Consider the following 14,630-nt stretch of genomic DNA (forward strand, 5'->3'; position numbering starts at 1 on the left):
CCTTTTTATTTGTCTAATAATCTACCATGGATTCTTGCTATTGAATAACTGTTAAATATTTGAACTGGATATAGGCAAAGGCTATAATGCAAATAAAAAAGGATCAGATCAATGAGAATTAAACAATTAGAATATTTAGAAGCCGTGATTGAAACTGGCTCAATTAACGAAGCGGCTAAACGACTTTACCTTACCCAACCCAGTCTCTCAAGTGCGATCAAGGATTTAGAAAAAGAAATGGGAATCACGATCTTTCAAAGAAGTAACTCGGGAGTCCGTTTGACTGCTGATGGACGTGAATTCATGAATTATGCTAAGCAAATCTTGGATCAGGTTCGCCTGCTCGATGATCGTTTCAAACATCAGCAAGCGCTTCACCAATCCTTCGCTGTTTCCGCACAACACTACGCTTTCGTTGTTAATGCCTTTGTAGAACTAATCAAGAAAATTAATTCGCCAACCTATAAGTTCACTCTCCGCGAGACAGAAACCGAAAATATTTTTAATGATCTGCGAACTTTTAAGAGTGAGTTAGGTGTACTCTATATCAATAATTTTAACCGGCGAATTATCAATAAATTGTTAACGGAAAACGGCCTCAAATTCACGCCACTCTTTGTTGCTAAGCCACACGTCTTTTTGAGCCGTTATAATCCACTTGCAAAACGACACTCAATCAGCCTTGATGATCTGACTGAGCTTCCCTACCTCTCTTTTGAACAAGGTGAAAATAATTCCTTTTACTTTTCCGAGGAGATTCAGTCAACTCTGAGCCATAAAAAGGAGATTAAGGTTAGTGACCGAGCAACCATTTTCAATTTAATGGTTGGTCTGAATGGCTATACCATCAGTTCAGGAATCATTAGCAGTAAGCTTAATGATGACAAGATTGTCGCTATTCCTTTGGAGCTTGACGATCCCATAACAATCGGAATTGCTCAACATCAGCATACTGTGCCAAGCCAGTTAAGTCTGAAATTTATTCAGTTGCTTAAAAATCATATTCGTGATTACGGATTTCAAATTATTGGAGAGAATGACGACAAGGCGTGAACCGTTTAATTATGGTCCACGCCTCTTTTATGTTTAAATGATGTTTCTCGGCAGCAGAGCCAAGATCTGCGTAGTAGCTGATTGACTTCTTTCATCAACAAGTTGATAGTAAGAAGTCTAATCAACCTTGCGAGGGTTCACAAACGAAAACAAGTTTTCTGGTTCACTCCTTCGCCAGGAGCTTGCTAGAGATAACACCCTCCCTCCTAGGCGCAAGACGCCTTTGTCGGGAGTTCGTGTTATCTTTCCGCAAGTTCTCTGCTGACTCGCACTCTTACCCATTTTATAATAGAATAAAGGTGAGCGCTTCCTTTACAAGGAGGAATTTTCTATGCCTAAAGCTAAGACACTTCAGCTAAAATGGTTAGCTTTAGCAAGTTTATTAAATAGTACAGGTGCAGCATTTCTTTGGCCGTTAACAACGGTTTTCATCAATAAGCACCTCGGAGAATCACTAACTGTTGCTGGGATTGTCCTTTTTATTATGTCCATTACCATGATATTGGGGAACTATATTGGCGGTTATTTATTTGATCATTGGAATGAATATCTCACTAGCGTTTGGGGCGCTACTATTGCTACTATCGCAATCATTTTAATGATTTTTTATCATAATTGGCCTGCTTTTCCAATTCTAATCTGTTTTGTTAGCTTTGGGGACGGCATTTGTGCTTCCGTCATTAATTCATATGGTAATTTTATTTCCAGCAAAGATGCCCGGTTTGTTTATAACATGGTATATCTCGCATTTAATGTTGGGGTTGTTTTAGGGACATTACTGGTAGGAATCTTATATCCAATCAGCATTAAGCTGACTTTTGTTGTTGCTTCTTGTTTTTACATTATTTTCCTATTAACAGTTCTCCTTTGCTTTAATGTACCGCTTCACAAACAAATAAAGAGGAAACAAGTATCAACTTCTCATGAAGATACTAGCCATCAATTTCTTAGAGAAGTTATGGTCTATGCAATTTTTCTTCATCTAATTATGATTTACTTAGCCTATGCTCTTTGGGAAAGTATTATGTCCGTTCATATAACCAATCTGGGTATTCCTTTTGTAGCATATAGTCTGCTTTGGACCTTGAATGGGGCAATTATTATTGTAGGTCAACCAATCATTAGTTATTTTGCTCCTTATATTAAACTACATATTCAGATCTATATTGGTTTACTCCTTTTTACGTTTTCTTTCCTTTTCCTACCACTTATCCACACATTACTAGGTTTTACCATTGATTTTATCGTTTTAACCATTGGTGACATGCTTAGTATTCCGGGAATTCCTGCCTGGATCTCTGAGATAACGCCGGTTAGTAAATCTGGTAAATATCAAAGTCTCATTAGCAGTACCGTTTCTATCGGTCGAGCAATCGGTCCTCTTCTTGGGGGAATTATCATTGAGGCCTATTCATATAACGTCCTATTTATTATTGCCTTCCTATTAATGTTAGTCACATTTATACCGATTGTGATTACTAATCATCTCTACCTCAAATTTAAATAGCTCTATTAAATCTGTAAGAAGAGCAATGACCAAGTGTCCGTCTTGATCATTGCTCTTCTTACTGTCCATTTATTTCATTGCTATTGTATAGTAATTAATATTACTTTAAATACTTTTTTGGATCACTCAAAAGTTCATCAATAGATACTTTCTGTCCTTTCTCACTGCTGTCCGCTTCAGTGAGATTTAACTCGATCTTCTTTGACGAAACTTCATTGTCACCAATAACAGCAAAGTACTTACTATTTCGTCGACTTGCTTCCTTAATTTGAGTACCAACTTTCAAGCCTTGATAATCCTTATCGACTTTGATTCCCATATTACGAAGCGGTTCCATCAATTCAAAGGCAAATTCATCTGCTTCCTTACCAACGGTAGCAAAGAATAAATCAAGTCCTGGTTGTGGAACAAAGCTCTTATTTTCTTGTCTTAATAGAAGAAGTAATCGTTCAACTCCAATACCATAACCAATGCCGCCCTCATCAGGACCACCAATTTGCGAAATCAATCCATTATAGCGACCACCACCACAAATTGTCGTGTAACCACCACCAAACACTGGTGAGTTAGACATAATTTCAAAAATGGTGTGAGTGTAATAATCTAATCCCCTAACCATTTCATTATCAACTACATAGTCAACATTAAATTTATCAAGGATCCTCTTTACTGAATCAAAGTACTTGGCAGAGTAATCACTCAATGAATCCAGGATTGAAGGGGCATTCGCAACAATCTTCTTATCAGTCTCATCCTTACTATCAAGGACACGTAATGGGTTCTTATATAGACGTTCCTTAGAATCGTCACTAAGTTCATCATAATGTGGCTTTAAGTAGTCAATCAAAGCTTGACGGTAGTTATCCCGGGTTTCTTTATCACCAAGTGTATTGATGGCAACCCGTAACCCTGAAATTCCAAGCCGCTTAAAGAACATTAATGCTTCAAGAATAACTTCCGCATCAATTTGTGGGGACTCGCTATTTAAGGCTTCACAACCAATTTGAGTAAATTGACGTTGGCGTCCTGACTCTGGTCGTTCATAACGGAACATTGGCCCCATGTAATAAACCTTGTATGGCTTAGCATATTCAGGGCCAAATAACTTGTTCTGTACATAAGCCCGAACAACTCCAGCAGTTCCTTCTGGTCGTAAAGCAATGTGACGATCACCCTTATCGTGAAAGTCATACATTTGCTTTTCAACAATATCAGAGGTGTCACCGACATTTCGTGCAAAGACGTTATAGTCTTCAAACATCGGTGTTCGAATTTCTGAATAACCAAATTCCGCGAATGTATTCCGTGCAATATTTTCAACTTTTTGCCATAGTTCACTTTCACCAGGCAAAATATCAACAGTACCACGTGGCCGTTGATAATTAACTTTAGCTTTTGCCATATTATAGAACCCACCTTTTCAAACAAAAAGGCTCCTCAGTAAGTCTACCGACTTATGAAGAGCCTTCATATACTACCTTAATTCACACTTACCATCAAGGTAAAGTGTTCCACCGGGTAAATGGTATAACCACCCGCCGGGGTAATAACGCTCCCCATCACGAAATATTTTTAGTATTCACATAAGCAAAATGTGAATTAAAGATGTTTCTCAAATCAATAAAAAGAATTAGTCGACTAATCTTTTTGAAGAACAAGTATTAAATTAATACTGCTCTTGAATTAAATGATAAACGATCATATGAATTTGTCAATATGCATTTATCACGTTTTACTTTCCAGCTTTTGGGTAAACTGGGTTAGCATCATCATATTCGTAATGACTAATATGTCCATCTTGCATCCAGCGTCGTAACCGATCAATTTCTTCGGCATGATCAGGATCAAGTAATTGAGGGAACTCACCGCGAATCGTATTATCATATCCTGCATGGTTAATTTCTCGTGGCTTAATATCCTGAATAAAATCAAATGCTCGACCACTAGTAATATCGTCTAATTGAAGGCGACTGGAATCAAGAAAATTAATCACTACTTTCCCGTGTGGAGTTCCTTTAATAAATTCCACACTTTTAACTTCATCCTTTTTAAATGAAGTAATTTTACCATCAGCATACCGATAAAAATTATGGATCGATGTCATCAAAATTTCTTTACTGCCATGATTATCATTCACAATTACTTGTGACATCCGATCGTTTATCCTTTCTATCGTTTGTTTAAATTCACTGGTAATAAGTGAAGCAGGAACTACTTTCTCAATCCGCTGAACACTTACGTTATAATTATCTGTCATAAATCAACACAACCTAACCGATAAAAGGAAGAGGGATATAATTGAATACCCTCTTCCTATCAAAAAGACTAGAAGACATTCTGGAAGGGAATTTAAAAACTGCTGTTAATAGATAGCTGACTAAAAAGACTTATATTGTTTACTATTAGTACTTAACAGCACCATTAGCAGTTAGTGACTTGTAACCCATCTTGTCGAGCCATTCTGGCATGGTTAAGTCTTCCATAATTTCCATATCCTTATCTGGTGTCAAGATAGAGCCACCAGGAATGGAATCAACTGGCATTGAAACATAAGGAGCAACCGTAATTGCGTTACCGATTTGTCCTGGTTCCATCATAGTGTGAGCAAAGCCAATCCATGAACTCTTGAATGAAGTATTAGCATCTTGACCACACTCTGCAATTGACTTAGCGATTGCCTTCCGACGACCCTTAAGGTATTCAATCAGTTCGTCTTCGTTAGGAGTTTCCCAAACACCAGCATCTTCAATAAACATACTGGAGTCCTTTGAAGGATCCTTAGCAAAGGAAAGAGCAATTGCTGACCATACACCATATCCTTGACCAGGCTTCATGTCTGAATCATTCATTGGCCGTTCTGCAGTAACACCCTTGTTAGCACAAACAATGAATGAACCTGGAGCTGGGTAGTGACGACGATCATCGTTTACACCGAAGTATTCAACTAAAGCATCTTGTAATGGCTTAGCATCGTAAATTGGTAATTCACTGCCATCCCATTGCTTTTCAGTAAAGAGTGGTTCAGCTTTATCAACTTCAGGGTTTCTCAATAGGTCATAACCAATACAGTGACCTTGAGGACCAGTAAATGATGAAGCAGTAGTCATGTTGATTTGACCAATGTAAGCATTCTTAGTTTCAGCACGGTCGTATGAAACAATACCATCTAAGACATCATCATCGGTCTTATCACGGACACCAGCATCAACCTTCAAACCCGTTACATAACCGTTACCAAGGTTCCCTGGTTCCATGTAACCACGACTCCATTGTTTGTATGGACTAATAGCAATACGGTCAACGCCAAGCTTATTAAGTTTCGTATCTAATTCGGACATAATTAGACCTCCATTAATTAAAACAAAAGTTACAACAATAGCAACGAACGAAAGCGCTTCCTATTCCTTACAAGCCTCAGTATATATATATATATATATGTCAATAGGAAACGGGAAATTTGTTGAAAAAATTGCAATTTTTAAAATAATTAACCTCAAAATTTAAAAGAAAAAAGGCGCCAAAATTTTAATTTTGACGCCTTTTACAGCCATATTATTGTTTTCTATTTTTGAATTAAGCACACAAATTTAATCTTTAAGAGTTAGTGAACCAGATCGTAGATCCCATAAACAGCTACTACTAAAATAACTATTGCAAAAATCAATTCACCCTTAGTAAAAATTTTCTTACCATGTTGGTGACGAGCCCACATATACAGTGGGATACCAACAGCGTAGAAAATAAATGAAATCAAAGTATATTTAATGTTAGCAGAATATGCCATAAAAATAATGTACAGGAATGCTAGGATCCCAATTGCCATTCCCGCTCCACGATGATGTTTTGTATTCGTAGGGAAGTCACCGTTTTCCTTACGACTAATCTTAATCAAGTACATTGAGGATAACAAGTAAGGTGGAACAGTCATAACTCCCACAATTGTTAGCAACATTTGATATGCACTTTCATCAAAGTGAGCAATTAAAATAATAATTTCAATCAAAACAGTCGCAATGATAATTGAAAATACTGGTTCACCCTTCTTCGAAACTTTAGCAAAAGCTCGTGGGAAAGAACCATCTTCCGCTGCTGCATGTTGTGGCAATTCAGCCAACATTTGAATCCAAGAAATCCAACTTGAGAAGACAGCAACTAGCAATGCGATTGCGATCACATCACGACCAATATTATTATGCCAAATGTTAGTCAAGATGTAAGCAGTTGAAGGAGAGGTCATCTTTGCTAATTGACCATATGAATAAGCACCTAATGATAGCATCCCAACAAGTGCATACATCACTAAACAAATAACGAAACCAATAACGGTCGCAGGAGCAACCTGCTTAACATTCTTGGCCTTACCAGACATAACGACGGCCCCTTCAATTCCTCCAAAGAGCCACAGGGTTACCATCATTGTGTTCATTAACTGATGCATCACACTACCCATTGGTTTATCACTAACGGATGGGACACTGTGAGTAGCGTTCATATTAGTGGTAAATGTATGGATATTAAAGTGAAATAGCACAGAAACAAGGAAAACGATAACAACTGCTAGCATAATTGCAGTAGCAATCTTTTGAACACCACTTGATACTTCAACCCCACGGAGAACTAGAGCGGTTATTGCCCAGGTAATAATTGAAGCACCAATAACTGATGGCCAATTATTACCACCTGTAAAGGTTCCCGGGAAGAAGTAGTCTAAGGTACTCATAACCAAGACAGCATATGCAGCATTAGCAGCACACTCACAAACAAAGTATGCCCATGCACTAAAGAATCCGGTAAAAGAGCCGAAACCAACTTGAGCATATTTATAAAGACCGGCAGTTAAATCTGGTTTAACATCACTTAAAATAACAAACATTTCAGCAATGAACCAAATACCAATACCAGTAATAATCCAGGAAAGAAACTGAGCAGTAACCCCAGCTTCCATTGACATATTCTTTGGTAAGTCAAAAACTCCTGAACCGACCATTGCACTAACACAAAGTGCAATCAAACCAACAAGCCCCATCTTTTCAGCTTGTTTATTTCCATCGGCCATTTTGTACACATCCCTCACATCGTATTTGTAAGGAATAGGAATATGCACAATGTTCAAATTCAATATATCACTTGTATATTGATTGTTCAATAAAATATTAACCGCTATCATAAGTTAATAATAGTATTAACAACCACGATCCTGTTCAAACATAATTATTCATTTTTCGGAAAGTATGCTACACTTATTACTGTTATTTCATGGCGGTATTGGTGAAGTTTGGTTAACACACCGGTTTGTGGGTCCGGCACGCGTGGGTTCGAATCCCACATACCGCCCTTTAATAAAAAATGGTATTCAGAATTTTCTGAATACCATTTTTTGAATTATAAAGTTTTCGACAACGGAGTAGAAATGTGCTCGTCAGGAACTTGCTAGATATCTAGTATTTCTCGGCAACATAGCCGAAACGTGTTCGCCCTAACCTTCCTTGAGCTAACGACCTCCGACTCCGACGGCAAGACGCCGTTCGTCGGAGAAATCGTTAGCCACCGGAAGGTCTTAACGGGCTCACACTCTAGCCTATCAGTACCTCTGTTACCAAGATTCCACCACCGAAGATGAGGACAAAGGCAACGACTGGCCAAACAAAGCGAACCCAGTGAGAGTACTTCATATCAAGCATTTGCAGAGTTGCCATAACTAGTCCGGTTGGTGCAAGGAAGAGCATTGCGTATTGACCGAACTGGTAGGCGGTAACAACGATGTACCGTGGAATATGAACAGTATCAGCCAACGGTGCCATGATTGGCATGGCAAGAACTGCCAAACCAGAGGAAGATGGCACAATAAAACCAAGGACGAAGAAGATCAGCATCATCATGATGATGAAGACAGATCCTGACATATGACGAACTAATTCTGAAGATTGGTAAAGGATCGTATCAGAAATATAACCATCATTCAAGATGTTGTTAATTCCTCGTGCTAACCCAATGATCAATGATACCCCAACTAAGCTGGCAGCACCGTTAGAGAACGCCTCGGTTGTTTGGTATTCACCAAGGCCATCCTTATGACCAAAGCAGGTTAAGAACATGATGATTACCGCGATCAGTAAGAATGATGAAGCCATTTCTGGGAAAGCCCAGCCCTTAGCCATCACACCCCAAATCATAATGATAAATGAAGCGGCAAAGAGAATTAAAATAATCCGTTTCTTAATTGTAAATGTAAGATCCTTTTCTTCTGAAGAATCCATTGACCACATTTCATCAAACTTCTCCTTATCCTCATAAGTGTATGAGAATGATGGATCTTTTTGAACCTTCCGGGCATACCAATGGAGGTAGAAGAGCAGGCAAATAACAGCCACGGTAAAACCAACAATTCGCCCGGTCATCCCCTGGGTAAATTGAGTTCCGGCGGCATTAGAAGCAATAACAACCTGGAATGGGTTAATAATTGAGAAAGTTGTCCCGATTGACGAAGCCAGGAAGATTGCCCCAACAACGACAATTGAGTCATAGCCCATTGCAATAAATACCGGTGCTAAAATTGGGTAAAAAGCCACCGCTTCTTCCTCAATTCCACAAAGCGTTCCCCCAAATGCCAACAGAACGGCAACCATAAAGACAAGAATAAATTCTTTACCCTTTGACTTCTTCGTCAATGCTTCAAGCCCTGACTCAAAAGCCCCACTTGCCTTAACAACCCCAATCAGGCCACCAAGGACAAAGATAAAGATCATAATATCAACAGCCTGCATCGTTCCGTTAACCATGCTGGTAAAAATTGAATACAGACTCATTGGGTGTTGCTTAAGCCGCTTGTAGGTTCCCGGAACTGAAACCGGCTTACTAATTGCCCCAGATTTGAACTGATCGACATCAATTTTTACATTGAGCTTCTTCAGTGTCGCCTGTGTTGCCGGATAAACCGTCTTCTTTCCACTTGGCGCTACAACTTGAAGATGATCATTGCTATACGAAAGTTTAGAATAACTCCCCGCTGGTACAAACCATGTTAAAAATACTGAAATGACCGTCAGAAAGAACAGAATTGTGAAGGCGCCAGGCATCTTCAGTTTCCATTTTTTCTTTGGCTGATTAGCAGTTGCATCCATAACCCTAAACTCCTCACTATAATAAAATAATTGCATTTACCACTACTCCCGTCCGTTATTCGGATAGTTGTATAATAGTAGTTAATATGATTAACAGTTATTAACTGATTAATCAGTTACAATCAAAATTTTAGTAAGCGCTTTCCGTGATCATCAAAAATAATCACAATTAATCATGAATAAAATTAAGGAATTCACATGTTAAAAAATCTCAACTTTTTACGTTACCGGAAATACCAACGAATTATCATCGCTGCCATTTGTGTTGCTCTCGCGTCTCAAATCGGTACCAGCGCCTTTACCACGGGGAATACAATTGCTCTTTCTGCGTTTCTTTTACCAGTCTTTCTCTACTTCAACCAGGACTTAAACCCGCTTCAATTAGGTCTGGCAATTGCCATTGCCTCCCCGGTTTTTCGGGGCTTCATTTTACTGGTCAGTAATGGTGCAACGGCATCAAACGCCCTCACCTATACGATCGCGGACATCATCTTTTTTACCTGCTACGTCCTCCTTTACTATTTAATTTATTGGCTCCGTAGTTTTCAAAATAATGTTGCCTTTTACTTTACGATTATCATCTGTGACTATTTTGCCAACATGACCGAGATTGCCTTCCTAAATCACTTTAGTTCGTTCTCCTTTAACACCCTTCAAGGACTATTTATTCTTGCCTTTGCCCGGTCGACACTAGCATTCCTAATTGCTTTTCCAATTCGTTATTTTCAATTTTTAACGGTGAACAGTGAAAGCCACGAACGGCAATATTATCACTTTATCTGGGTCGCATCAGCGGTCAAGAGTGAGGTTTACTTCATGAAAAAAACGATCAATGAGATTGAGCAGGTAACCAAGAACGCCTACCAACTTAACCAACGCCTAAAAGAGAAGGGGCTTCCTGAGGAGCAGGCAATGGCATATAAAATTGCTCAAAACGTTCATGAAATCAAGCATTCCTACCAAAATCTTATTAAAGGGCTAGGAGATTATTTTGATGATCAAAGCAACGCGCCGATGACAATGACCGATATTTTGAAAATCGTTGTTGACTATTCACAAATGATCATCCGTGAGAAACAAGCTCATATTAACCTCGTTGTTCAAAATCACGTTGACATTACGATCCCGCGTCATTTCTACTTAGTTACCATCCTGTCAAACCTCATCATCAACGGGATTGATGCGATCGGAACCAAGCGAAATGGAGAACTGCTAATTAAAGTGACCGCGGACAATCGGCACGTCTATTTTTCTGTCACCGACAACGGAAGTGGGATCCCGAAAAATCTTCTCCCACTGATCTTCAAATCAGGGTTCTCAACTAAGTTTGATCAATTTGGGGACATCTATCGGGGGATCGGCCTTTCAAACGTTAAGGCAATTGCAGAAGAACAATTTGCGGGAAAGATCACTGTTGATTCGACTCCAAATGTCGGGACAACGTTTTTCGTAACATTAGATCGGCAAAAGTTAATTAGTTAGGGGGAGCAAAAATGAAATTTTATATTGTAGATGACGACCAATCAATCCTCTATGTTCTGCAGAATATTATTGAGCAAAATTTTAACGATGAAGTTGTCGGGATGACTAGTTCTTCAACTGGCGCATTGCAGGAATTGATGGTTAAAGATGTCGATATTGCCCTTGTTGATCTTCTAATGCCCGAATTATCGGGAATCGATCTAGTCCGAAAAATTAAGGAATTAAAACCAAATATCCGCTTTGTTATGATCTCCAAAGTTCAGAACAGCGAAATGCGTGCTGAAGCGTATAAAGCCGGAATTGAATTTTTCATTAATAAACCAATTAATTTAATCGAGGTTCAAGCAGTTCTCAAAAACGTTAAGCAAAGTCTTCAAATGGCGTCTCAGCTATCTTCAATTTCAAAGATGGTTAACAATTTCACTCCCCGATCGCAACCAAAATCAGTTAAAGCTCATCACCAAGCAACTGCTACCCTTAGCTATCTCGGGATGACCTCAGAAAAGGGAACTAGCGATATTCTTAAGATCGCTTCGTTAATGGAAGCGCAGAATGAGAATTACCGGAACCTTGACTTGGAACAATTGATGGACCTTTCTGAGCATGAACGGCGAATAATCGAGCAACGAATTCGCCGGGCAATTAAGGTTGGCTTAGCAAACATCGCTAACCGCTTGATTGACAACCCCTATGACGAGCAGCTATCTGATATTTCTAACCTGCTCTTTGGCTATGAAAGCGTCCATAGCGAAATGTTATATCAGCAAGGTAAACGCTCTTCTGGTGGTCGAATTTCTATTCAAAAATTCTTAGATGGACTTGTTAGTAAAGAGTAAAAGTAAAAAAGAGCTGGAGAATAATTTTCTAGCTCTTTTTTACTAATCCCATTGATGAAGGTAACTTGATAGTCGCTTAAGTCCTTCTTTTAAGGTATCTTCAGGAGCACAGTATCCTAAACGAACGTGCTTAGGTGTATCAAAGGCATCTCCCGGAACGAGTAAGACCCCTTCATCCTTTAGCAGATTTTCACAGAAGGTATGAATATCAATTGGAACATCTAACTTGGGGAATGAAGTTGACACCGCTTGGGGCATTACTACTGAAGCCCGATCTTCATTTTCAATCCATTCTTGATAAATCTTCAAGTTACCGAGAACCAGCTTTCGATTACGTGCCAACACCTGGTCGCGGTGACGAAGAACATAGGTGGCAAGCAAATCATTAAAGACACCACCACAAATCATTGTATAATCACGGAACTTTCGGAAAAGATCTGCGAGTTCACTATTGGTTGCAGTCCAGCCAATCCGGATTCCTGGTACCGAGTAGGTCTTAGAAAGTGAATTAGTGGCAATTCCTTTATCATAAAGGTCAATAATTGATGTAAACTTTGTTGGATCGTCTAACGGCAAATAAACTTCATCTACCAAGACATACGCACCAACCGACTTAGCAATTTCGACGACCTGCTCTAAGAATTGCTTATCCAAAATTGTCCCAGTCGGGTTATTAGCATTGTTTAAGCAAATCATCTTCGTATCAGGGCGAATTAGTTTTTTCAACTCGTTAATGTCTGGATACCAGTTAGCTTCTTCATGAATATGCCAAAAGTCAACCTTGGCCCCAAGCGACTTAGGAATATCGTATAGCTGCTGATACGACGGGTATTCTGCAATAACATGATCGCCAGGTTGAATCAAACTATATAGGGCTAAGATATTGGCCCCGGTTGCCCCGTTAGTCTGTAACACATTTTCCGGTTCTACATGTTGGTACAACTTAGCGACTTCCTGCTTAAATTCAGGTGAGCCCTCAATCCAGCCATAGTTCATCTTTTGTTGATCTAGCATTGAATAAAACTCTTGACCATTATTACCGTCAAGGTTTAACACCTCATGCATTGTTAACGAAGCAATTGTGCTTTGGGAAATATCATATTTAGCACTCTTTTCCCGTTTATTCAGCCACGCCTCAACACCAAATGGAGCAATTTCAACCATAAGTAATAACCTCCTAATTATTAATCGAAATGGTACCGTTACCGATTAAGACTAGCGAAACTACCGCAAAGATAACAATTACGGCCATGACAACCTTTTCCTTAGTAGTAACAGCATGCTTAAACTCTTTACATGCCTGTAAGTAGAAAATAAAGCCAGGGATAAAGCCGACAGAAACTACCATCACTTGCTTCCAGCCAGACAAAATCATTGCCATTAGTTCAAACAAGGTTGCGATTAACCCAATAATAAACTGACCCCATTCATTATTTTGACCGCTGTATTCCATTTGGTAAACCCCTACCAAGAAATAACAAATCAGAATTGCAGCCGTACATAAGGTATATGCAAAATTATACGCATAATTAGTGAATAACAAAGAGAACAAGAAAATTGATTGTAGCACTCCGGTGATGATTAATGCTCGAGTTGGCGCCTTCTTACTGTTTAACTTTCCCCAAGAGGTTGGCAGAGTTTTATCATCTGCCATTAACATCAATGATTCAGCTGGCAACATCGTCCATGAAAGCCATGAAACTAGTACTGAAATGATTAACCCAATACTAATTAATGCGGCACCCCAACCGCCAACTAGGTGTTGCATAATTGCTCCAAGAGCTGGTTGACCACCAGCAGCTAACTGTGCCCGAGTCATTACTCCATAAGGCAAGATTGAAACGACAATGTAGATTGTCAGTAAACTAGCAAGGCCAAGAATTGAAGCCCGTTCTGCATCAGTCCGTGTTCGTGCCCGGCTTGAAAGTACTGATGCCCCTTCAACACCAACGAACAGCCACATCATAACAATAATCGATGACCGAACCTGGGTAAATAATGACGTTTGTTTTAGTCCGTGAACGTTTTGGGCAACGTTACCCCAAAAATCAGCCGTAAACATCCTTGCTTTGAAAGCGATAATTACACAAATAACGAAGACAATCAGCGGAATAATTTTGCATATTGTTCCAATTGAATTTATAAAAGCTGCTGATTCAATCCCCCGGTTAACCAAAAGCGTCAAAATCCAGGTTAAAATAATTGCTACAATAATGGATACTAGATTTTGACCATTTGCAAATACCTTAGGAAAGAATGTCCCGAACGCACTCATTGTAATCGTGGCAAACGCAATGTTACCAAGCCAAGCCGATAACCAATACGCCCAGCCAGAAATGAACTCGCCAAGCGGCCCAAATGCAGCCCCTGCATAACTGAAGATTCCTGAATCCAGATCTGGTCGTTTTTGCGAAAGGTTATTTAGCGATAATACTAGGGTTAAAACCCCAATTCCGACAATAATCCAGGCTAGAATCGCCGGCCCAGGCGCAGCCGCTGTTGCTAAGTCACTTGTTATTCCAAAAACTCCTGAGCCAATCGTTGAACCGATAATCAACAACGTTAGCTCGGTTGTATTAATTCCTTTTTTCTCATCCATTAGCATTAACTCCAATCCATCCTCAAGTAACA

11 protein-coding genes and 1 tRNA gene are annotated in these 14,630 nt (G+C 39.3%); 5 read left to right on the plus strand and 7 right to left on the minus strand.

Annotated elements, in window-relative coordinates; all coding sequences use genetic code 11:
* Positions 1-111 precede the first annotated feature (111 nt).
* Positions 112-1,053, plus strand: coding sequence for a LysR family transcriptional regulator (locus MR181_RS03025; RefSeq protein ID WP_242334708.1), 942 nt, complete (start codon positions 112-114; stop codon positions 1,051-1,053).
* Positions 1,054-1,384: 331 nt separating this feature from the next.
* Entirely contained in the window at positions 1,385-2,560 is a 1,176-nt protein-coding gene (locus tag MR181_RS03030; protein ID WP_242334711.1) for an MFS transporter, read from the plus strand.
* Positions 2,561-2,660: 100 nt separating this feature from the next.
* Here MR181_RS03030 and hisS read toward each other — a convergent pair whose 3' ends face one another.
* The 4 genes from hisS to hdcC all read right to left on the minus strand — a co-directional run bounded on the left by hisS (position 2,661) and on the right by hdcC (position 7,616).
* The gene (gene hisS, locus MR181_RS03035) at positions 2,661-3,962 is read right to left on the minus strand and encodes a histidine--tRNA ligase (RefSeq protein ID WP_242334713.1); all 1,302 of its coding nucleotides are present in this window, start codon (positions 3,960-3,962) and stop codon (positions 2,661-2,663) included.
* A 330-nt stretch (positions 3,963-4,292) separates the two neighbouring features.
* Positions 4,293-4,817: a histidine decarboxylase maturation protein HdcB gene (hdcB, locus tag MR181_RS03040; RefSeq protein ID WP_191911066.1), complete on the minus strand. Its 525-nt coding sequence runs from the start codon at positions 4,815-4,817 to the stop codon at positions 4,293-4,295.
* Between the two features lie 145 nt (positions 4,818-4,962).
* Positions 4,963-5,898 (minus strand): histidine decarboxylase, pyruvoyl type, encoded by a 936-nt coding sequence (gene hdcA, locus MR181_RS03045; RefSeq protein ID WP_102168373.1) that lies wholly within the window; start codon positions 5,896-5,898, stop codon positions 4,963-4,965.
* A gap of 263 nt (positions 5,899-6,161) precedes the next feature.
* Positions 6,162-7,616, minus strand: a complete 1,455-nt coding sequence (gene hdcC / locus MR181_RS03050; RefSeq protein ID WP_191911068.1) for a histidine-histamine antiporter — start codon at positions 7,614-7,616, stop codon at positions 6,162-6,164.
* Between the two features lie 203 nt (positions 7,617-7,819).
* On the opposite strand from hdcC, the gene MR181_RS03055 reads away from it, so the two are divergent.
* Positions 7,820-7,894 (plus strand) — tRNA-His (locus MR181_RS03055).
* A gap of 239 nt (positions 7,895-8,133) precedes the next feature.
* Here the strand turns inward: MR181_RS03055 and MR181_RS03060 are convergent.
* The gene (locus tag MR181_RS03060) at positions 8,134-9,681 is read right to left on the minus strand and encodes a YfcC family protein (protein ID WP_191912564.1); all 1,548 of its coding nucleotides are present in this window, start codon (positions 9,679-9,681) and stop codon (positions 8,134-8,136) included.
* A gap of 198 nt (positions 9,682-9,879) precedes the next feature.
* Here MR181_RS03060 and MR181_RS03065 point away from each other — a divergent pair, with 198 nt between their 5' ends.
* Both MR181_RS03065 and MR181_RS03070 read left to right on the plus strand, forming a co-directional pair.
* The gene (locus MR181_RS03065) at positions 9,880-11,163 is read left to right on the plus strand and encodes an ATP-binding protein (RefSeq protein ID WP_242334716.1); all 1,284 of its coding nucleotides are present in this window, start codon (positions 9,880-9,882) and stop codon (positions 11,161-11,163) included.
* Positions 11,164-11,174: 11 nt separating this feature from the next.
* Complete coding sequence (locus MR181_RS03070; RefSeq protein ID WP_242334719.1) at positions 11,175-11,999, plus strand: response regulator; 825 nt, start codon at positions 11,175-11,177, stop codon at positions 11,997-11,999.
* 42 nt (positions 12,000-12,041) lie between these two features.
* Here the strand turns inward: MR181_RS03070 and MR181_RS03075 are convergent, their stop codons facing one another.
* Together MR181_RS03075 and MR181_RS03080 are read right to left on the minus strand one after the other, a co-directional pair.
* The gene (locus tag MR181_RS03075; protein WP_242334722.1) at positions 12,042-13,163 is read right to left on the minus strand and encodes an aminotransferase; all 1,122 of its coding nucleotides are present in this window, start codon (positions 13,161-13,163) and stop codon (positions 12,042-12,044) included.
* A gap of 13 nt (positions 13,164-13,176) precedes the next feature.
* On the minus strand, positions 13,177-14,598 hold the full coding sequence (locus tag MR181_RS03080) for a basic amino acid/polyamine antiporter (protein ID WP_242334725.1): 1,422 nt from the start codon (positions 14,596-14,598) through the stop codon (positions 13,177-13,179).
* Between the last annotated feature and the right edge of the window lie 32 nt (positions 14,599-14,630).

The organism is Limosilactobacillus urinaemulieris (assembly GCF_932750685.1).
GTDB classification, from domain to species: domain Bacteria; phylum Bacillota; class Bacilli; order Lactobacillales; family Lactobacillaceae; genus Limosilactobacillus; species Limosilactobacillus urinaemulieris.

Excerpts from the sequence above, each read along its gene's own strand:
- MR181_RS03060 (WP_191912564.1), bottom strand. The coding sequence starts at position 9,681 with ATGGATGCAACTGCTAATCAGCCAAAGAAAAAATGGAAACTGAAGATG.
- MR181_RS03070 (WP_242334719.1), top strand. The coding sequence starts at position 11,175 with ATGAAATTTTATATTGTAGATGACGACCAATCAATCCTCTATGTTCTG.
- MR181_RS03080 (WP_242334725.1), bottom strand. The coding sequence starts at position 14,598 with ATGGATGAGAAAAAAGGAATTAATACAACCGAGCTAACGTTGTTGATT.
- MR181_RS03065 (WP_242334716.1), top strand. The coding sequence starts at position 9,880 with ATGTTAAAAAATCTCAACTTTTTACGTTACCGGAAATACCAACGAATT.
- hdcA (WP_102168373.1), bottom strand. The coding sequence starts at position 5,898 with ATGTCCGAATTAGATACGAAACTTAATAAGCTTGGCGTTGACCGTATT.
- hdcC (WP_191911068.1), bottom strand. The coding sequence starts at position 7,616 with ATGGCCGATGGAAATAAACAAGCTGAAAAGATGGGGCTTGTTGGTTTG.
- hdcB (WP_191911066.1), bottom strand. The coding sequence starts at position 4,817 with ATGACAGATAATTATAACGTAAGTGTTCAGCGGATTGAGAAAGTAGTT.
- MR181_RS03075 (WP_242334722.1), bottom strand. The coding sequence starts at position 13,163 with ATGGTTGAAATTGCTCCATTTGGTGTTGAGGCGTGGCTGAATAAACGG.
- MR181_RS03030 (WP_242334711.1), top strand. The coding sequence starts at position 1,385 with ATGCCTAAAGCTAAGACACTTCAGCTAAAATGGTTAGCTTTAGCAAGT.
- MR181_RS03025 (WP_242334708.1), top strand. The coding sequence starts at position 112 with ATGAGAATTAAACAATTAGAATATTTAGAAGCCGTGATTGAAACTGGC.
- hisS (WP_242334713.1), bottom strand. The coding sequence starts at position 3,962 with ATGGCAAAAGCTAAAGTTAATTATCAACGGCCACGTGGTACTGTTGAT.